The 17,500-nt window shown below is 59.6% G+C and carries 20 protein-coding genes; 14 read left to right on the forward strand and 6 right to left on the reverse strand.

Annotated elements, in window-relative coordinates:
• Positions 1 to 50: 50 nt before the first annotated feature.
• Positions 51 to 1,253 carry a pyridoxal phosphate-dependent aminotransferase gene (locus H4I99_RS06000; protein WP_163900066.1) on the reverse strand — a complete coding sequence of 401 codons (1,203 nt, stop codon included), beginning with the start codon at positions 1,251 to 1,253 and terminating at the stop codon, positions 51 to 53.
• A gap of 217 nt (positions 1,254 to 1,470) precedes the next feature.
• On the opposite strand from H4I99_RS06000, the gene H4I99_RS06005 reads away from it, so the two are divergent.
• The 6 genes from H4I99_RS06005 (at position 1,471) to H4I99_RS06025 (ending at position 6,281) form a co-directional block, all read left to right on the forward strand.
• Positions 1,471 to 2,403 carry an EAL domain-containing protein gene (locus H4I99_RS06005; protein ID WP_163900068.1) on the forward strand — a complete coding sequence of 311 codons (933 nt, stop codon included), beginning with the start codon at positions 1,471 to 1,473 and terminating at the stop codon, positions 2,401 to 2,403.
• 150 nt (positions 2,404 to 2,553) lie between these two features.
• Entirely contained in the window at positions 2,554 to 2,682 is a 129-nt protein-coding gene (locus H4I99_RS24665) for a hypothetical protein (RefSeq protein WP_280513859.1), read from the forward strand.
• A 152-nt stretch (positions 2,683 to 2,834) separates the two neighbouring features.
• Positions 2,835 to 3,992 (forward strand): PQQ-dependent sugar dehydrogenase, encoded by a 1,158-nt coding sequence (locus H4I99_RS06010; protein ID WP_163900070.1) that lies wholly within the window; start codon positions 2,835 to 2,837, stop codon positions 3,990 to 3,992.
• A 103-nt stretch (positions 3,993 to 4,095) separates the two neighbouring features.
• Complete coding sequence (locus tag H4I99_RS06015) at positions 4,096 to 4,986, forward strand: DMT family transporter (RefSeq protein ID WP_163900072.1); 891 nt, start codon at positions 4,096 to 4,098, stop codon at positions 4,984 to 4,986.
• A gap of 457 nt (positions 4,987 to 5,443) precedes the next feature.
• On the forward strand, positions 5,444 to 5,659 hold the full coding sequence (locus tag H4I99_RS06020) for a cold-shock protein (protein WP_027488319.1): 216 nt from the start codon (positions 5,444 to 5,446) through the stop codon (positions 5,657 to 5,659).
• 151 nt (positions 5,660 to 5,810) lie between these two features.
• Positions 5,811 to 6,281: a BA14K family protein gene (locus tag H4I99_RS06025; RefSeq protein ID WP_163900074.1), complete on the forward strand. Its 471-nt coding sequence runs from the start codon at positions 5,811 to 5,813 to the stop codon at positions 6,279 to 6,281.
• A gap of 98 nt (positions 6,282 to 6,379) precedes the next feature.
• On the opposite strand, the gene H4I99_RS06030 is transcribed toward H4I99_RS06025, so the two are convergent.
• Positions 6,380 to 7,027, reverse strand: a complete 648-nt coding sequence (locus tag H4I99_RS06030; RefSeq protein ID WP_163900076.1) for an MBL fold metallo-hydrolase — start codon at positions 7,025 to 7,027, stop codon at positions 6,380 to 6,382.
• A 333-nt stretch (positions 7,028 to 7,360) separates the two neighbouring features.
• Between H4I99_RS06030 and H4I99_RS06035 the strand changes: the two genes are divergently transcribed.
• The 4 genes from H4I99_RS06035 (at position 7,361) to H4I99_RS06050 (ending at position 10,671) form a co-directional block, all read left to right on the forward strand.
• Positions 7,361 to 7,828 (forward strand): MarR family winged helix-turn-helix transcriptional regulator, encoded by a 468-nt coding sequence (locus H4I99_RS06035; protein ID WP_186663247.1) that lies wholly within the window; start codon positions 7,361 to 7,363, stop codon positions 7,826 to 7,828.
• A 1-nt stretch (position 7,829) separates the two neighbouring features.
• Positions 7,830 to 8,531, forward strand: coding sequence for a response regulator (locus tag H4I99_RS06040; protein ID WP_163900080.1), 702 nt, complete (start codon positions 7,830 to 7,832; stop codon positions 8,529 to 8,531).
• Positions 8,532 to 8,682: 151 nt separating this feature from the next.
• Positions 8,683 to 10,062 carry an ATP-binding protein gene (locus tag H4I99_RS06045; RefSeq protein WP_163900082.1) on the forward strand — a complete coding sequence of 460 codons (1,380 nt, stop codon included), beginning with the start codon at positions 8,683 to 8,685 and terminating at the stop codon, positions 10,060 to 10,062.
• Positions 10,063 to 10,083: 21 nt separating this feature from the next.
• Positions 10,084 to 10,671, forward strand: a complete 588-nt coding sequence (locus H4I99_RS06050; protein WP_163900084.1) for a DUF1349 domain-containing protein — start codon at positions 10,084 to 10,086, stop codon at positions 10,669 to 10,671.
• 74 nt (positions 10,672 to 10,745) lie between these two features.
• Here H4I99_RS06050 and H4I99_RS06055 read toward each other — a convergent pair whose 3' ends face one another.
• The 4 genes from H4I99_RS06055 to H4I99_RS06070 form a co-directional block, all read right to left on the reverse strand.
• On the reverse strand, positions 10,746 to 11,111 hold the full coding sequence (locus H4I99_RS06055) for a tRNA-binding protein (RefSeq protein WP_163900086.1): 366 nt from the start codon (positions 11,109 to 11,111) through the stop codon (positions 10,746 to 10,748).
• Positions 11,108 to 11,911 (reverse strand): pyrroline-5-carboxylate reductase, encoded by an 804-nt coding sequence (proC, locus tag H4I99_RS06060; RefSeq protein ID WP_163905757.1) that lies wholly within the window; start codon positions 11,909 to 11,911, stop codon positions 11,108 to 11,110. Before proC ends, H4I99_RS06055 begins: the two co-directional genes overlap by 4 nt.
• 32 nt (positions 11,912 to 11,943) lie before the next feature.
• Entirely contained in the window at positions 11,944 to 12,444 is a 501-nt protein-coding gene (locus tag H4I99_RS06065) for a type III secretion system chaperone family protein (protein WP_163900088.1), read from the reverse strand.
• 467 nt (positions 12,445 to 12,911) lie between these two features.
• A complete protein-coding gene (locus H4I99_RS06070; protein WP_163900090.1) occupies positions 12,912 to 13,172 on the reverse strand; it encodes an accessory factor UbiK family protein in 261 nt (86 codons plus the stop codon).
• A gap of 197 nt (positions 13,173 to 13,369) precedes the next feature.
• Between H4I99_RS06070 and lgt the strand changes: the two genes are divergently transcribed.
• The 4 genes from lgt to H4I99_RS06090 all read left to right on the forward strand — a co-directional run bounded on the left by lgt (position 13,370) and on the right by H4I99_RS06090 (position 17,396).
• On the forward strand, positions 13,370 to 14,203 hold the full coding sequence (gene lgt / locus H4I99_RS06075) for a prolipoprotein diacylglyceryl transferase (RefSeq protein ID WP_163900092.1): 834 nt from the start codon (positions 13,370 to 13,372) through the stop codon (positions 14,201 to 14,203).
• 24 nt (positions 14,204 to 14,227) lie between these two features.
• Positions 14,228 to 15,328, forward strand: coding sequence for a class I SAM-dependent methyltransferase (locus tag H4I99_RS06080; protein ID WP_163900094.1), 1,101 nt, complete (start codon positions 14,228 to 14,230; stop codon positions 15,326 to 15,328).
• 120 nt (positions 15,329 to 15,448) lie between these two features.
• Entirely contained in the window at positions 15,449 to 16,243 is a 795-nt protein-coding gene (pgeF, locus tag H4I99_RS06085) for a peptidoglycan editing factor PgeF (RefSeq protein WP_163900096.1), read from the forward strand.
• A 1-nt stretch (position 16,244) separates the two neighbouring features.
• On the forward strand, positions 16,245 to 17,396 hold the full coding sequence (locus H4I99_RS06090) for a M24 family metallopeptidase (protein ID WP_163900098.1): 1,152 nt from the start codon (positions 16,245 to 16,247) through the stop codon (positions 17,394 to 17,396).
• Positions 17,397 to 17,500 lie beyond the last annotated feature (104 nt).

Below are 17,500 nucleotides of genomic sequence, written 5' to 3' on the forward strand. Positions count from 1 at the left end.
GCGGGACCTGATGGCCCCGCCCTTTCTGCACGATGTGACTGTCGAACCGCTTACTTGCAGGCCCCGCAGAAGCGCTGGATGCGCTTGCAGGCTTCCTCAAGCAGTTCTTCCGAGGTCGCATAGGAAATGCGGAAGTTCGGGCCGAGACCGAAAGCCGAACCATGCACGACGGCGACACCTTCGGACTCAAGGAGTTCGGACACGAAGTCTTCGTCCGTCTCGATGACCTTGCCCGAGGGCGCGGTCTTGCCGATCAGACCGGCGCAGGACGGGTAGACGTAGAAGGCGCCTTCGGGCTTCGGGCATACGATACCGTTCGCCTGGTTAAGCATCGACACGACGAGATCGCGGCGGGCTTCAAAGATGGCCTTGTTCTGCGCAACGAAATCCTGCGGGCCGTTCAGAGCCTCGACGGCTGCCCACTGAGCAATTGAGGACGCACCCGAGGTCTGCTGCCCCTGGATCATGTCCATCGCCTTGATGAGCTGCAGCGGGCCGGCAGCATAACCGATACGCCAGCCGGTCATCGCATAGGCCTTGGAGACACCGTTCATCGTCAACGTGCGGTCATAAAGCTTCGGCTCGACCTCGACCGGGGTCGCGAACTTGAAGTCGCCGAAAGTCAGATGCTCATACATATCGTCGGTTAGGATCCACACATGCGGATGCTTGAGCAGGACATCGGTCAGCGCCTTGAGTTCGTCCGCGCTATAGGCGGCACCCGTCGGGTTGGACGGGGAGTTGAAGACGAACCACTTGGTCTTCGGCGTGATGGCGCTTTCGAGTTCTTCGGCCGTCAGCTTGAAGTTGTTTTGCTGCTTCGTCGAAACGAAGACCGGCGTACCGCCGCAAAGCGCCACCATTTCCGGATAGGATACCCAGTACGGTGCCGGGATAACGACTTCATCGCCCGGGTTAAGCGTTGCCATGAAGGCATTGAAAAGAATCTGCTTGCCGCCGGTGCCGACGATCGTCTGCTGCCAGTCGTAGTCCAGTCCGTTCTCGCGCTTGAACTTTGCAGCAATCGCCTTGCGCAGTTCCGGAATGCCCGAAACCGGCGTGTACTTCGTTTCGCCGCGGTTGATCGCGTCGATAGCGGCCTTCTTGACATTGTCGGGCGTATCGAAGTCCGGCTCACCTGCACCGAGGCCGATGACGTCACGTCCCTTTGCCTTCAGGTCGCGTGCTTTCTGCGACACTGCGATGGTTGCGGAAGGCTTTACACGGGAAAGAGCGTCGGCGAGAAATGCCATTGTGATTGTCCTGAAGCTGTTGAACGAAGGAACCTCGATCGGCCAAGGCCCCAGGTTCAAGTTCTATGGCGAAAGAGCCGACAGGTTTCAAGCGGAAAGCGGCTTCGACCGCTCAAACCTCGACGTTTTCGCTTTTTAAGATTTATTTAATATTCAGGTAAGTCTTGCACTTTATAACTTGCTCCACCGGAAGCTGTGAAGGAGGACGAACCGCAGGATGAGCCAGCACAGCATCTATAGCCGTCTGGTGCACATGGCGGGCGCATGGTCGACCGCCTACGGCCCTTTCGTGCTGCGCTCCGCGCTGCAGCCGATCTTCCGGCGTATTTCCGATGACGTGCTAGATGTCTACGCCTTCCAGGGCCTCGTGCGCGCCGAACGCAACGAAGAGCCCTATCCGCCATCGCAGTTCTTCCCGATGGTCGAGCCACAGGATCTTCCATCGGTCGACAGCCTGCTCAGAAGCATCCACATCCTCAATGTCGGCAGCCTCAATCGCGCCCGCGCTGGCGTTTTCGTCAGTTTCCAGCCACAACTCTACATCGATCCGTCAGCGATGCGTCTCGAACTCGATCGTATCCGCCTTGCCGGTCACGAGGTGGCCGTACAACCTGACAGGATCGTCTGCGATATCAATTCCAATACGGGCGATGGCAGACTGATCGCCAGTGCTATCCGGCAATTGCGACAGGCCGGCTTTCGTATATCCATCTCCAATTACGAGGCGAGCGAAACCAGCATCGAAGTCGTACGCATGCACAAGCCCGATTTTGTACGTTTCGACGGCGACTGGGTCCGTGACTACATGCACAACTCCGCGGGCTTCGCCCTGCTGCGGGTCATCGTTCACCAACTCAGGGATGACGGTATCGAGCCGATCTTCGAACGGCTGGAAGAGAACTGGCAGGTCGAGCTTTGCGCCGATCTAGGGGTAACGCTGCTTCAGGGGTATGCATTGGCCCGCCCCCAGCTCGCCCCGACAGATTTCAACGAGATGTTTCCGGAAACGTCGTTTCCTCCGGCCGGCGAGGAAGAGGCCTCCCCGGCAAGCCGAACCCAGCCCAGGCGCACGTTCACCGAAACGCCGATAACCATGCCGCAACCGACCCGTCCGTCACGCGTCTTCGGAAAGCGCGGCAGCAGTTCCTAGTTCGCCAAGTCAGACAGCTCCTCTCGCCCGACGAAAAAATCATGATATCGCCACGATAAAGAAGTGGCCTGCCCCAATTCGGTCTCGGGAAGGTCCACAACCGCGTCTTTCATTCCCTTCATTGAACAACGTCATATCAGAGGGATTGTCATGTTTGTGGACGAAGACAAGATCGTCGCACCCACCTTCTTCCAGCGTATCCTTGACCGCACGCTGATGAAGTTTGCCGCCCCTCTCGCCTGCGCAGCACTTCTGATCGGTCTTGCCGTCACCGCCTGAAGCAGGCCGCCGGCTTTTCTCGCTCTCGTCTCTTCACATTTGCGCTAGCAAGCGCCGTTTCTGCGCTTTGACAGACAGAGATCCGGCAGACGGGGTTGTTTCGGTATAAGCCGGTTACAAATTAGCGGGAAGAGTTCAGCGGAGACCTACATATGCGATTTGCCAGCCACCCCGGATCGTCGACCTTCGCAAGCGCAGCGTTGCTTCTGACCACTCTTCTTGCGACAGCACCTTCTTCGGCGTCGGCAGCGGACCGTTATCCCACACGTAACTTCGAGGTCGAGGTCACCGAAATTGCCGCCGGTCTTGAGCACCCGTGGGCTGTCGAAGTGCTGCCGGATGGCGCCTATATCGTCACTGAGCGCCCCGGCCGTCTCAGGATCATCCGTGCCGGAGAAGTGGATAAACCGATCGAGGGGCTGCCGAAACTCTTCGTCGGCGGCCAGGGCGGCCTTCTCGACGTCGCGCTGTCCCCGGATTTCGCGACCAGCCGCAAGCTCTATTTAACCGCCTCCATTCCGGGCACCGGCGGCCAGGGCACGGCGCTGTTTTCAGCAAGCCTCGACAAGGATGAACGGAAACTCGAAAATCTGACGCAGCTCTTCGCTATGAACCGCTTCACCCGCACCGGCCAGCATTTCGGTTCGCGCATCGCAATCGCCAGTGACGGCAATCTCTTCTTCGGCATCGGCGAGCGTGGCAAGATGGACCGCGCGCAGGATCCGAACGACCACGCCGGCTCTATCTTACATATTACGCCGGACGGTCACCCCGCCCCCGGCAACCCCTTTGCCAAAAATGGCAAGGGCCTCCCCGAGATCTGGTCGAAAGGGCATCGTAACCCACAGGGTATCGTCATCGACAGGAAGGACGACACGCTCTACACCGTCGAACACGGCGCTCGCGGCGGCGACGAGATCAACGCGCCGAAAGCCGGACATAACTACGGTTGGCCGGTCATCTCTTACGGCAAGCACTATTCCGGAGCCGAAATCGGCGTAGGCCAGGCCGCGGAAGGATATGACCAGCCTCTTTATTATTGGGATCCATCCATCGCCCCCGGCGCAATCGAAATCTATCACGGCGCGATGTTTCCGGAATGGGAGGGCAGCTTCCTCATCGCGGCGCTGAAATACAAACTACTCGCCCGCATCGAACATACCGACGACGGTGCTGTCGAAAATGAGGAACGGCTCTTCCAGGGCGAATATGGTCGCCTGCGGGATGTGAAGGTAGCGCCCGACGGCTCGATCCTTCTCTTGACCGACGAGGACGACGGTAAACTCCTGCGCGTCACGCGCGCGCACTGATCCCCGCCTCATCTCCTGATATTCAATCCCGGCTTGCTGAACGCGGGAACACCTGTTAACCGGGCCATCCCTCGCCCGTCGAACTGCAATCTGGAAGTCTCGCATGTCCCGCATCCAGGCCAACCTTGTCTTGCTGCTCGCTGCCGCCATCTGGGGCGGAGGTTTCATCGCCCAGTCGCAGGCCATGGAGTGGCTGGGGCCGAACTGGTTCAACGCGTTGCGCTTCGGGCTCGCCACGCTCGCCGTCCTGCCTTTTGCAATCAGGGAAGCAGCAAGGTCCCGGCACTCTCTCTCCCGCCGCGACTGGATGTGGTTCGCCTTTGTGGGCCTCTCGCTTCTCGCTGCCCAGACCACCCAGCAGATGGGCATCCAGAACACGACCGTCACCAATGCCAGCTTCCTCACCGGCCTCTATGTCGTTCTCGTCCCGCTGATCGCCGTTTTCGTACTTGCTCGCCGCCCGCACTGGATTGTGTGGCCGGCCGCCGGCCTGACGTTGCTCGGCATTCTTCTCCTGAGTGGCGGCTCCCTTTCCGCTCTCAATTCCGGGGATATGCTAGTGGTGCTCTGCGCGGTCTTCATCGCGATCCAGATCACCCTGACGCCGATCGCCGTCGGCGAAAACGACCGGCCACTGGCGCTCGCAGTCATCCAGTTTGCCGTTTGCGCTGTCGGTGCGGGTATGGGAGCCCTCGCGTTCGAGCCGATCGACGTCCAGTCGATCACCTCCGCGCTTCCGGAAATCCTCTATGGAGGGCTTCTGTCTTCCGGTCTGGCGTTTTCGCTTCAGATCATCGGCCAGCGCTACACGACAGCGTCCCAGGCGGCGATATTCCTCTCCGCCGAAGCACTGTTTGGGGCTCTTCTCGGTGCAATCATCTTGTCCGAGACCCTGCCGACGGTAGGTTATCTCGGCTGCGCGCTGATCTTCGCAGCCATATTGATGGTCGAACTTGTACCGGAACTGACACGTCGACGCCTCGCGGTAAACTGATTTCACCCCCCATGTGAAAAAAATTCAATGCCGCCTCTTTGGGCATTTTGGGGAAGCTTTTTCGCGAAATTGCATCGCACACGATGCAATTTGTGCCTGTAATGGGCAGAAAGCTCACCGCGCAGCTCAAACTGCCTAAAGATTCCCTTTACAAAATCTTTATCGGCGGCGGAGAGTTAGAAAACTTTCGCTTGCCAATTTTTAATAAACCAAGCAATCTTCGCGCGTTCGGGCATTTTTGCGAGCATGGGAAGAGCAAAATAATAAACGCGTGCGGGGCGCCAAAAACCCCGGCAGTGAGATCCGAAGGCGAAGGGACAATAGCCGGGGGATCGAATGCTGCGGCAACATATCGCCGCTTTCCCCACATCTGAAGAAATGCCGGGCCAACACCCTGATGGGGTAATATTGTAATGCTGCCCCGCCGATACCGGGCAGACAGAAAAGGACCTGACGCATGGCCGAGACTGGCATTGTAAAATTCTTCAATACCGACAAGGGCTTTGGTTTCATCAAGCCCGACAATGGCGGCGCTGACATTTTCGTACACATTTCCGCTGTTCAGGCTTCCGGGCTTTCGGGTCTTTCCGAAAACCAGAAGGTAAGCTTTGATACGGAACCGGACCGCCGCGGCAAGGGTCCGAAGGCCGTGAACCTGCAGATCGCAGGCTAACGCTTCGGAATTGCTTTGGCACTCGCGTTGCGGCCCGGCATGATTGCCGGGTTTTTTCGTTCAGGTCCGGTTCAGCCATCGGCCTCTATCCTGCCCTCATCGTTCGTTAGAAAGTAACGATCAGTGAATTCAGGCCACGGAAGGCAACGCCATGATGAAGTTTGCTAAATACACCCTGCTTTCGGCAGCGATCGCAGTTGCACCATTTGTTGCTTCGACATCGGCCAACGCAGGCGATTACTACCGCCGCCATCACCACAACAACGGCGATGCTCTGGCGCTTGGCGCACTCGGGCTTGCGACCGGCGTGATCGTTGGTTCCGCCATAGCTAGCCAGCCTCGCGACGTTTATGTGGAGCCGGATCCGGTCTATGTCGAGCCTGAGCCGGTCTATGTTCGCCCTGCACCGGCCTACGTCCGTCCAGCCCCCGCCTATGTCCGCCCGGCGCCGGTCTATGTCGATGACTATCCGCTGGCACCGCAACGCGTCTATGGCGCTGGCGTCGAGCCTTGGACGCCGGAGTGGTACGACTATTGCTCGGCTCGTTACCGCAGCTTTAACTCCCGCAACGGCACCTATGTAGGTTACGACGGCCGCTCACACTTCTGCACTTCCGGCTGAGCCTTAGTAAGTCGATTTATATGATGCGCCGGCGGTTGTCGGCGCATTTTTCTTTCGAGAGCACCTTGCATCCATTTTGTTCTGGCGAGGCGAGGATATCAGATACCGCGCAAAAAGGGATTATTGCGCCGCTCTTCACCGATCCGCCCGCCAGGACCGTGTCCACAGATGAAGCCGATATCATCTCCAAGCGGCAGGACCTTGTCCCGGATAGAGTTCAGCAATGTCTGGTGATCGCCACCCGGCAGATCGGTTCGGCCGATCGAACCGTTGAAGAGCACGTCGCCTACATGGGCGAAGTTCTGGGCTCGGTTAAAATAGATCACATGACCCGGCGCGTGGCCAGGGCAATGAAAGACTTCGAATTCGTGCTCGCCAAAGGATACGCGATCCCCCTCTTCCAGCCAGCGATCTGGAGTGACGTTGCGCACCGCCATCTGCACATTGAACATCTTCGCCTGTTGTTCAATGTTCTGCAGCAAAGGCAGATCGTCCCGATGCGGCCCCACGATCGACAGATCCAGCAACTCCTTCAGTTCTTCCGCACCCCCAGCGTGATCGATATGACCGTGAGTCAGCCAAATCTCTTTGAGAGTGATATCGTTTTCCCGAAGCGTCTGCAGGATAACATCGACGTCCCCGCCGGGATCGACGATCACACCCTCCCGGGTCTCCGTGTCGAAAAGGATCGTGCAGTTCTGCTGGAAGGGCGTTACCGGAATGATACCGGCCTGCAATTGTCCCATGGTCTCTCGATCTCCATATCCGCCAAACGTGCAGGCGGCGCAATACCATGTCTTACGCTCGAACGGAAACCCGCATGAGGCACCGGGAAACGCGGCCCACCCGAAGAGACCTGCGGAAACTGTGCGATCCCGGTAATTTCGTTGGAGTTTTTACGCGTCTGCGCATAGTTTTGCCGCAAAACCGGTGCCCGGCTTGTACGGGCGTCGCCGAAACAAGAAAAATGAATAGCCCGACGCTGAAGCAGAAGCCTGCCGACGCCGGGGTGCATGAAAGGAAACACACGCGTGGCACGACAGTCTGTGGGTAGGGCTGCCAGGAAGGAACTTCCCGAAATGCCGGTCGTCGATGACAAGACGATCGATTTCGAAACCATTGAGCTTCTGTTTTTCGCCTATCGCGATTTCGTCTCCGACCCGGACGCGATCCTCGCCAAGATCGGTTATGGCCGCGCCCATCATCGTGTCGTCTATTTCGTGAGCCGCCGTCCCGGCATGACCGTCGCCGATCTCCTCGCCATATTGCAGATCACCAAGCAGAGCCTCGCCCGCGTTCTCAAGGAACTCATTGATTCCGGCTATATCCGACAGATGGCCGGCCCCGCCGACCGCCGCCAGCGGCGACTTTATCCAACGCTTGCCGGCCGTGAACTGGCGCTTGCGCTTTCGGAACCGCAATCCCAGCGGATCGCCAGGGCGCTGGAGGGCTTCACTCCTGAGATGAAGGAAGGCGTCTGCAAGTTCCTCGAAGGCATGAGCCGCTCCAATAAGGATGGGCAGGCGGCAACCGAGGGAGCCGGGTGAAATGGCCAGAAAGATCTTCATCCCCGATGATGCGCCCCATCTCCTCGTTGTCGACGACGATACCCGTATCCGCGACCTGCTCCACCGGTACCTGAGCGAACAGGGTTTCCGCATCACGGTTGCCGCCGACGCGGGCGAAGCAAGGCGCAAGCTCGAGGGACTGCATTTCGATCTTCTTGTGCTCGATGTCATGATGCCTGGAGAATCCGGCCTGTCGCTGACGCGCAGCCTTGCCGAGCAAAAGCATGTGCCCATTATCCTGCTGACAGCGCGCTCCGAGGCTGAATCGCGCATTGCCGGTCTTGAAGCCGGCGCCGACGACTATCTCGCCAAGCCCTTCGACCCACGCGAACTGGTGCTGCGCATCAACAACATCCTGAAACGCAACCTTTCAGCGGATACACCGAAGATCGAACAGGTCATGTTCGGCCCCTACACCTTCTCGATCCTTCGCAAGGAATTGAAGAAGGGTGCAGACGTCATAAGGTTGACCGATCGCGAGCAGGAAATCATGCTGCTGTTCTCCACGCGTGCCGGGGAAACCATCCCCCGCCACGAGTTAATCGGCAACGATACCGAGGTCGGCGAACGCACGATCGACGTGCAGATCAACCGGTTGCGCCGCAAGATCGAGGACGATCCGGCGAACCCGGTTTGGCTTCAGACCGTACGTGGCATCGGCTATCGACTGAGCATGGACTGACCGGCAACCGATACCGCCGAACCAAAGCATGCTGCGCAAAAGTGCACTGCGGTTTTGCGGAAACGACATGCGAAGAACCAAGGACTAAAGCGTACGGAGCAAATCTGAAAGATGGCGACGCGCTTTAGGATCCGACGGAAGCGAAGGACAAATGACGCTCTTTGAAAGCATCCGCGGAGAGGATCGTGCCCCGGGCGGTGGGGTAAGGAGCGTGATCCGCTGGCTGCGCCGCAGGGTACCGACGGGCCTTTACGCCCGCGCACTGCTGATCATTATCCTGCCGATGCTGATCCTGCAGACGGTTCTCGCTTTCGTCTTCATGGAACGCCACTGGCAGATGGTCACACAGCGCCTATCCGGTGCAGTGACCCGCGACATTGCGGCCATCATCTCGCTGATCGATGCCTATCCGGGGCCAGAGAATTTCCAGAACATCGTCAGGATAGCGCGCGACAATCTGGATATGACAATATCGCTCGACCAGGGCAGCGAACTGCCGGCTCCCCGGCCCAAGCCATTCTTCTCGATCCTAGACCAGACCTTGAGCGACCAGATCGAGAACCAGATAAATCGTCCCTTCTGGATAGACACCATTGGCGATTCACGGCTGGTGGAGATTCGCATCGCGCTCGACGAGGGCGTACTGCGCATCTTTGCCCGGCGCAATTCGGCCTACGCCTCGAACACCCACATCTTCCTCTTGTGGATGGTGGGAACATCGTTGGTATTGATCGTCATCTCCACCCTCTTCCTGCGAGGCCAGATACGCCCGATCCTGACGCTCGCCAAGGCCGCCGAGAGCTTTGGCAAGGGCCAGCGCGCACCGGAGGAATTCAGCCCGCGCGGCGCCGACGAAGTACGCCGCGCCGGCCTCGCCTTTATCCTGATGCGCGAGCGCATCGAACGACAGATGGAGCAGCGCACGGCCATGCTGACCGGCGTCAGCCACGACCTGCGCACCATTCTCACCCGCTTCAAGCTTCAACTCGCCCTCGCCGGAGACAATCCCGAACTCGACAGCCTCAACCAGGATGTTGAGGACATGCAGACCATGCTGGAGGGATACATGGCCTTTGCTCGCGGAGAAGCAGAGGAAGACGTCGGCCAGCTCAAACTTAGCGAACTCTTCGAGAAGATCGAAGGCGACTTCACCCTTCACGGCAAGCAGTTCTCCTGCAAGATCGAGGGTGAGGACGAGATCGCAGTCCGCCCGGCAGCATTTACGAGGCTGGTCACCAATCTAGCCTCCAATGCCCGCCGCTATGCCGACCGGCTGGAGATCGAGGCCCGCCACAGCGCCAAGTGGCTGACCATCACCTTCGATGACAACGGTCCTGGCATCCCCCGAGACATGCGCGACGAGGTATTCAAACCCTTCTTCCGGCTCGATGAAGCCCGGAACCTCGACGCCTCCGGCACCGGTCTCGGTCTGGCGATTGCCCGAGACATCGCCAGAAGCCATGGCGGCAATGTGACGCTGAGCGACAGTCCGCTCGGGGGCTTGCGTGCCACCATTCGTGTTCCAGCATAATCGGTAGAAAGGACGGCTCCCATGACCGCAGGAAACTGGGACGGCATGAACTGGCTCAATCCCCCTCCCGTGCTGGAGATCACCTCCGGCGCGCTTCATATCCAGACCGGCGAAAAAACTGACTTCTGGCAGCGGACCTATTACGGCTTCCGGCACGACAACGGTCATTTCCTGCACCGCCGCCGCGATGGTGAATTCACCATCGAAACGGCCTTCACAGGTCTCTACCAGACCCTCTACGATCAGGCCGGCCTGATGCTTCGCCATGACGAGAACAACTGGATGAAATGCGGGATCGAATACACCGACGGTCATCGCCATTTGAGTACCGTCGTGACGGTTGCCGGGCGTTCGGACTGGTCGGCCTTCGCACTACCGGATACGGATGGCCCGGTCGAAGCCCGTGTGACCCGGCTGGCGGATGCCCTCTTCGTGCAATACCGGATCACTGAACTGGATGACTGGAAGATGGCGCGGCTCGGCTATTTTCCACCTGAACTCGCTTCCCTGAACGTCGGGATTACAGCCTGCTCGCCCCAGAGGGCAGGTTTCGCGGTGACATTCCACCGTTTCACCCTCACTGATCCGCTCAGCCGCGAAATCCACTGATTGCAGGCCTATTCGAAATCTCAAGGATTTGGAGCGTTCTTTACGCGCCAAAGGACACACGGTGCCCCGGCACGTCACATCATCTTCATACCGTTGGGCACAGCCTGTTCGACAGCCGCCAGCACGATGGCGCCGTCCTTGTCGGCAAAACCAAGGGTCAGTACTTCCGAGCGGACAGGCCCAATCTGGCGAGGCGGGAAATTGACCACGGCGAGCACCTGACGTCCGAGGAGGCTCTCGGGGGAGTAATGAATAGTGATCTGAGCGGATGACTTCTTGACGCCGATCTCCGGCCCGAAATCGATCTTCAGCTTGAATGCCGGCTTGCGAGCCTCGGGAAAGGTCTCGGCCTCCACAATCGTACCGACGCGGATATCGACCTTCTCGAAATCGGCATAGGTGATCTCGGGTGATGCGGCGGATGAAACGGGACTACTCATCCGGCCAGTTCCTCGGCGCGGCTGCGGGCAGCCTCGATTGCCTTGTCGAACAGCGGTTGCATCCCCTCTTCCGCCATAAGCACGGCGAGAGCGGCAGCGGTGGTGCCGCCGGGAGAGGTAACATTCTGGCGCAGGCGCGCAGCGTCGTCGGGGGACTGGTGAAGCAGTTCGCCAGCCCCCGCGACAGTCTCCCGTGCGAGACGCATAGCAAGGTCCGCCTGCAGACCGGCCTTACGGCCAGCCTCAGCCATGCACTCCACGAGATAGAACACATAAGCCGGTCCGCTACCCGAAAGCGCGGTGACAGCATTGATCGCCTCTTCGCTGTCCAGCCACTCGACGGGTCCGGAGACCTTCAGGAGACGATTGACCGTTTCACGCTGCTGCGTCGTGACCGCAGCATTGGCGTAGGCGCCGGTCACGCCGCGTCCGATCATTGCCGGCGTGTTCGGCATGGCGCGAACCATGGCGGCTGCGCCGAGATGGCTTTCCATGAAGGCAAGCGTCTTGCCCGCGGCAACGGAGACCACCACTGTGTCAGGCCCGACAAGCGCTTTCAGCGGCGGCAGAACCTTGTCCATCACCTGCGGCTTGACCGCGAGGAAGAGGATATCGGCCTTGAGATCAGCAGGCGCTTCCTTGCAGTAACTCGCTCCGGCCTCGGAAATCTGCGCCAGCATCGTCTGCGAGGGACCTGGATCGATGACGGTAACGGAAGAGCCCGGAACGCCGCTCTTCAACCAGCCAGTCAACATGGCGCCGCCCATATTACCGGCGCCGACGAGTACCAATTGTCCCATAGCAGAATAACTCACTTTTACGCCTTCCCGGCTCAGGCTTCCCCGGCCGTCTCGAACAGCACGGCCTCCATGGCCGTCTTCGCATCCACTCCGGACCAGACCACAAACTGGAAGGCTTGGAAATAGGCTTCGCACGCCTCAACTGCGCTGGACAGCAGCACTTCAACCTGACGATTGGTCGGCTCGGCGCCGCCGGCAAGCAACAGCGACTGGCGAAAGATCACGACGTCTTCCTGGCGCCACAGGTCGAAATGCCCCATCAGCACCTGGCCGTTGATATGTGACAGAAGGCGGATCACCTCGTTAACGCGGTTTTCGGGAATTTTGAGGTCGAAGGCGGAGGCGACATGCAACGCCTCGAACTCTTCCATCCAGGAAAAGGAAACATGGTAGTCGGCCCAACGGCCTTGAACAGTCATGGCGATCTCGTCCTCGCCGGACCGTTCGAACGACCAGTCATTAGTCGCAGCGACGAACTCGATCGTATCGACCGGGTTGGACTGGCGTTCGAATTCCATTTCCATAAGGCTCATGCATCACCTTCTTGCCGGAATGAATGCGGATATCGAGCGAAAAGCAGCGAATACACACACGACTTTACCGGAAACAACACTAGGAATGATTCCCTATGGACCCCAGGATACTACACTCACCCTGTCCGAAACTTGTGAAGGTCCGCTTCGAATCATCATTTAAAATCAGTGTATAATGGCCCCCACCAAGAACCAGCCCCCGTGGGGCAATTTGGTCGCCGGGCCTGTGGAAAGCGATTGTGGCAGGTGGTGCGAAAGGTGTCATAAACGACTCTGGCCATTGGCTTTTTTCCACCTTCCCACATGTGGATAAAAAACTGTTAACGGCGCAATCCGGCATGCCTTAAGGCCGGGCATAACAGCAGAAACTGAAATAGAAAACGGCCCGCCGCGATATTTCGCGACAGGCCGTCCAACCTTGGAAAGTCAGCCGAAGTCCGGGAGGACCGGACAGACGGCGACTTATATCACTTCGTCTTCTCGGCAAGCTGAGCTTCGAGCGCCTCGATTCTCTTCAGCAGCGCATCGTTCTCATCGCGCGCCTTGATCGCCATCTCACGGACGACCTCGAATTCCTCGCGCTTGACCAGATCCATGCTGTTCATCCAGCGTTCTGCCTGAGCATGGAAGGCGGTTTCCATTTCCTTGCGCACGCCCTGGGCCGCACCTGCGGCATCCGTCATAAGCTTGGCGAATTCGTCCATAATACGGTTTGGCCCGGTCGACATGGCTTTGGCTCCTCTAGCGCCTGATCCCTTGGCCGGTATCGTTTTCCGGCCAGAAGTGAGGTAGGCATTTGCCGCTGCCGTTGCAAGAAGATTCACGTGCGCCCAGAGAAGCGGCAGCCACGCCCCCGCCAAGATTCCATCTTGACCGTGCCACGATCGAACGCCATTTTCCGGCGACATCACCATAAGGGGCAACCTTGTCGCCAGCCGCAGAACTCCTCTCCATCCTGACCTTTCCGGCCATTGATCCGATTGCCTTTTCCGTCGGCCCGCTGGCGATCCACTGGTACGGCCTCGCCTATGTCTGCGGCATCATGCTCGGCTGGGCGGTCGCCCGCAGCCTGGTGCGCAACGAAAAGCTATGGCCCGGCAATACCTCTCCCTGCACAGTCGCCCACCTCGACGATTTCCTCGTCTGGGTAGCGATCGGCATCGTTCTCGGCGGCCGGCTCGGCTACATCTTTTTCTACGATCTGTCATCCGTCATCGCGGATCCCATCCGGGCAATCGAGGTCTGGAATGGCGGCATGTCATTCCACGGGGGCTTTACGGGCGCCACCCTTGCGATGATTCTGTTTGCCCGCCGTCACGGGATATCGATTTGGAGCCTGTTCGACGTTGTCGCAAGCGTCGCGCCCCTTGGCATCTTCTTCGGCCGCGTGGCGAACTTCGTGAATGGCGAACTTTGGGGGCGGCCCTCAGATGTACCCTGGGCCATGGTTTTCCCGACAGGCGGACCATTCCCGCGTCATCCAAGCCAGCTCTACGAGGCTCTGCTCGAAGGGTTGCTGATGTTCGTCCTCTTGCAGATCGTCGGTCGGGCCGGTGGCTTCCGCCAGCCTGGGATGGTGACCGGTTGCTTCGTGAGCCTCTATGCCTTGGCGCGCATCACTGTCGAATTCTTCCGTGAACCCGATCCACAACTCGGCTATCTTGCCGGCGGCTGGCTGACCATGGGAATGGTTCTCTCGCTGCCGATGCTTGCCGTCGGCCTTTGGGCTCTGTGGCGCGCGCGCCGCGCAGCCCGCTGACGCGTGAATGGAGGAGGAACACCAATGACGACCGCGCTCGCGGACAAGATCAAGTCGCTGATCCTTGCAGGCGGCCCGATCAGTGTCACTGACTATTTCGCCCTCTGCCTTGCCGATCCCGAGCATGGCTACTACCGCACGCGCAATCCCTTCGGACGCGCCGGCGATTTCATCACGGCACCGGAGATCAGCCAGCTTTTCGGCGAGATGATCGGCGTCTTCATGGTGCTCGCCTGGCAGCATCATGGCGAACCCGCCGACGTCCGTCTCGTCGAGATCGGCCCGGGCCGAGGCACCATGATGTCCGACATGCTGCGGGTCGTGTCGCGCCTCGCCCCGCGCCTGTACGAACAGTCGACGGTTCACCTCGTAGAAACCAGTCCCCGCCTGCAGGACGTGCAGCGCCAGACGCTTGTCGGCCACGGCGACAAGGTTCACTGGCACGAGAGCTTCGACGAACTGCCCGATGGCTTCACGCTGCTTGCCGCCAACGAACTCTTCGACGCCATCCCGATCCGCCAGTTCGTAAAGACATCCTCGGGTTTCCGCGAGCGCATGGTCGGCCTCGATGCCGACGACAATCTTGCCTTCACGCTCGGCGTCGCCACCCTCGACCCCACCATGCTGCCACCGCGCGATGGACCGCCGGCGGATGGAACCGTGTTCGAGATCTCGCCGGCGCGCGAAGCCGTGGCGATGACCATCTGCGAGCGGCTGAAAAGAAATCACGGCACGGCGCTCATCATCGACTACGGACACATGGTCACCGGTTTCGGAGACACGCTGCAGGCGGTTCGCGACCACAAGTTCGATCCGCCGCTCGCCCGCCCCGGCCTTGCCGACCTGACCAGCCATGTCGATTTTGAACATCTGGCGCGTTGCGCGCTCGCAGCCGGCGTGCACGTCAACGGCTGCCTGCATCAGGGCGACTTCCTCGTGGCGCTCGGCATCGAGGAGCGCGCCTCCTCGCTGGGTCGCGACAAGAACGCCAGGACCCAGCGTGACATCGTCGAGGCCGTCCAGCGGCTCGCCGGCTCCGGCGAGGGAATGATGGGAGAGCTGTTCAAGGTGCTCGCCCTGTCCAGCCCCGCGATTTCGGTCCTGCCCTTCAAATCCGGCAATTGACATCGCCCGCGGCGATGGCCAACATCACACTGATCGCCGCGCCAAAAAACAGAAATTCCGCTTTTATTTCAATGCGGGAACGGGCGTCCCGAATCGGGGACTGCCGCGACGGAGACCCACATGCCGATGAATGCCGCACCAGAGCCGATTGAAAGCCCACTACTCGCTGACAGTGCCGGCAGCGGTATCAGGCATGGCTATTTCACTCGGAAGGGCGGCGTTTCAGACGGCATCTATGCCGGTCTCAATGTCGGGCTCGGCTCTCGTGACGATCCGGAAAAGGTGCGGGAAAATCGTCGCCGCGTGGCTGAATGGTTCGCACAGCCGGCCCGTAAGCTCGCAACCGTTCATCAGGTGCATTCGCCCGATGTCATGGTGGTAGACGCGACCTATAATGGGGAACGGCCGGAAGCAGACGCGCTGGTGACAGCCACGCCGGGCATCGTCCTCGGCGTCCTGACGGCGGATTGCGGGCCGGTACTGTTCATGGACCCGGATAACGGCGTGATCGGCGCAGCCCACGCCGGATGGAAGGGCGCGCTGGGCGGCATTCTTGAAAACACTATCGAGGCCATGGAAAGCCTCGGTGCTCGCCGCGAAACCATTCGCGCCTGCCTCGGTCCCTCGATCAGCGTCCGCAATTATGAGGTTGGCCCCGAGTTCATCGAACGCTTTCTCGCTCAGGACCCCACATTCGACGCCTTCTTCTCCCCGTCGGAGCGTGCCGGCCACGCCATGTTCGACCTACCCGGACTGACGGTCCGCCGCCTCGCCAATGCCGGCGTGAAGGCGCAGAGCCTCGATCTCTGTACCTATGCCAACCCGCAGGCCTTCTATTCCTATCGCCGTACCACCCATGCCGGCGAGCCGGATTATGGAAGACAGATATCTGCAATCGCCATCATGGAGAAATGATATGGCCCTGCAGTTCGAACCGACCGAGTATTCAGATCGCCTTTCGCGCCTGACGGCCGGCATGGCCGAACAGAAGCTGGATGCGGTCCTCCTGTTCGCCCAGGAAAGCATGTATTGGCTGACCGGTTACGACACATTCGGCTACTGCTTTTTCCAGACCCTTGTCGTCAAGGCCGACGGCTCCATGACGCTTTTGACGCGTTCCGCCGACCTGCGCCAGGCCAAGCATACCTCGACCATCGAAAACATCGTGGTCTGGGTCGATCGTATGAACGCCGATCCAAGCGTCGATCTGCGCAATCTCCTGAGCGAGATGGACTTGCTCGGCGCCCGCATCGGCATCGAATACGACACCCACGGCATGACCGGACGTGTGGCCCGCCTGCTCGATCACCAACTCACCAACTTCTGTGAGATCGTAGACGCCTCTTATCTGGTCAGCGAACTGCGCCTTGTGAAAAGCCCGGCGGAAATTGCCCGCATTGAACGTGCAGCCGCCCTTGCCGACGACGCGCTTGATGCGGCATTGCCTTTGATCAAGGCCGGTGGCGACGAAGCCCTGATCCTTGCCGACATGCAGGGCGCCATCCTTGCCGGCGGCGGAGATTATCCTGCCAATGAATTCATCATCGGTTCGGGCGCCGACGCCCTGCTTTGCCGCTACAAGGCAGGCCGCAGAACTCTTTCCGAAAACGACCAGCTGACACTGGAATGGGCCGGCACGGCGGCGCACTACCATGCGGCGATGATGCGCACCATTATCATCGGCGAACCGAGCCCGCGCCATCGAGAACTCTATTCCGCCTGCCATGAGGCCATGAAGGCGATCGAGCAGGTGCTGAAGCCAGGTTACACCTTCGGCGACGTGTTCGACACCCACGCTCGCATCATGGACGAAAGGGGCCTTGCGCGTCACCGGCTGAATGCCTGCGGCTATTCTCTCGGCGCCCGCTTCTCACCCTCGTGGATGGAGCATCAGATGTTCCACACCGGCAACACCCAGCAGATCGTTCCGGACATGTCGCTCTTCGTCCACATGATCATCATGGACAGCGAACGCGAGACGGCGATGACGCTCGGCCACACCTACGTCACCACGACCACCGCACCCCGGCCGCTTTCCCGCCACTCGCTGGAACTCATCAATAACTGACCTCCGCAAATCCGGACTATCATCGGCCCGCGCTCGCCGCCATAAGGATTTGCTAGGATTTGATCCGTATTCTCCTCAATTGCACGGAGGTGACTTGAGGACGG

It is taken from the genome of Paenirhizobium daejeonense (assembly GCF_014280875.1).
GTDB classification, from domain to species: Bacteria; Pseudomonadota; Alphaproteobacteria; order Rhizobiales; family Rhizobiaceae; genus Allorhizobium; species Allorhizobium daejeonense.

Excerpts from the sequence above, each read along its gene's own strand:
- H4I99_RS06000 (WP_163900066.1), bottom strand. The coding sequence starts at position 1,253 with ATGGCATTTCTCGCCGACGCTCTTTCCCGTGTAAAGCCTTCCGCAACC.
- H4I99_RS06005 (WP_163900068.1), top strand. The coding sequence starts at position 1,471 with ATGAGCCAGCACAGCATCTATAGCCGTCTGGTGCACATGGCGGGCGCA.
- H4I99_RS24665 (WP_280513859.1), top strand. The coding sequence starts at position 2,554 with ATGTTTGTGGACGAAGACAAGATCGTCGCACCCACCTTCTTCCAGCGT.
- H4I99_RS06010 (WP_163900070.1), top strand. The coding sequence starts at position 2,835 with ATGCGATTTGCCAGCCACCCCGGATCGTCGACCTTCGCAAGCGCAGCG.
- H4I99_RS06015 (WP_163900072.1), top strand. The coding sequence starts at position 4,096 with ATGTCCCGCATCCAGGCCAACCTTGTCTTGCTGCTCGCTGCCGCCATC.
- H4I99_RS06020 (WP_027488319.1), top strand. The coding sequence starts at position 5,444 with ATGGCCGAGACTGGCATTGTAAAATTCTTCAATACCGACAAGGGCTTT.
- H4I99_RS06025 (WP_163900074.1), top strand. The coding sequence starts at position 5,811 with ATGATGAAGTTTGCTAAATACACCCTGCTTTCGGCAGCGATCGCAGTT.
- H4I99_RS06030 (WP_163900076.1), bottom strand. The coding sequence starts at position 7,027 with ATGGGACAATTGCAGGCCGGTATCATTCCGGTAACGCCCTTCCAGCAG.
- H4I99_RS06035 (WP_186663247.1), top strand. The coding sequence starts at position 7,361 with ATGCCGGTCGTCGATGACAAGACGATCGATTTCGAAACCATTGAGCTT.
- H4I99_RS06040 (WP_163900080.1), top strand. The coding sequence starts at position 7,830 with ATGGCCAGAAAGATCTTCATCCCCGATGATGCGCCCCATCTCCTCGTT.
- H4I99_RS06045 (WP_163900082.1), top strand. The coding sequence starts at position 8,683 with ATGACGCTCTTTGAAAGCATCCGCGGAGAGGATCGTGCCCCGGGCGGT.
- H4I99_RS06050 (WP_163900084.1), top strand. The coding sequence starts at position 10,084 with ATGACCGCAGGAAACTGGGACGGCATGAACTGGCTCAATCCCCCTCCC.
- H4I99_RS06055 (WP_163900086.1), bottom strand. The coding sequence starts at position 11,111 with ATGAGTAGTCCCGTTTCATCCGCCGCATCACCCGAGATCACCTATGCC.
- proC (WP_163905757.1), bottom strand. The coding sequence starts at position 11,911 with ATGGGACAATTGGTACTCGTCGGCGCCGGTAATATGGGCGGCGCCATG.
- H4I99_RS06065 (WP_163900088.1), bottom strand. The coding sequence starts at position 12,444 with ATGAGCCTTATGGAAATGGAATTCGAACGCCAGTCCAACCCGGTCGAT.
- H4I99_RS06070 (WP_163900090.1), bottom strand. The coding sequence starts at position 13,172 with ATGTCGACCGGGCCAAACCGTATTATGGACGAATTCGCCAAGCTTATG.
- H4I99_RS06080 (WP_163900094.1), top strand. The coding sequence starts at position 14,228 with ATGACGACCGCGCTCGCGGACAAGATCAAGTCGCTGATCCTTGCAGGC.
- pgeF (WP_163900096.1), top strand. The coding sequence starts at position 15,449 with ATGCCGATGAATGCCGCACCAGAGCCGATTGAAAGCCCACTACTCGCT.
- H4I99_RS06090 (WP_163900098.1), top strand. The coding sequence starts at position 16,245 with ATGGCCCTGCAGTTCGAACCGACCGAGTATTCAGATCGCCTTTCGCGC.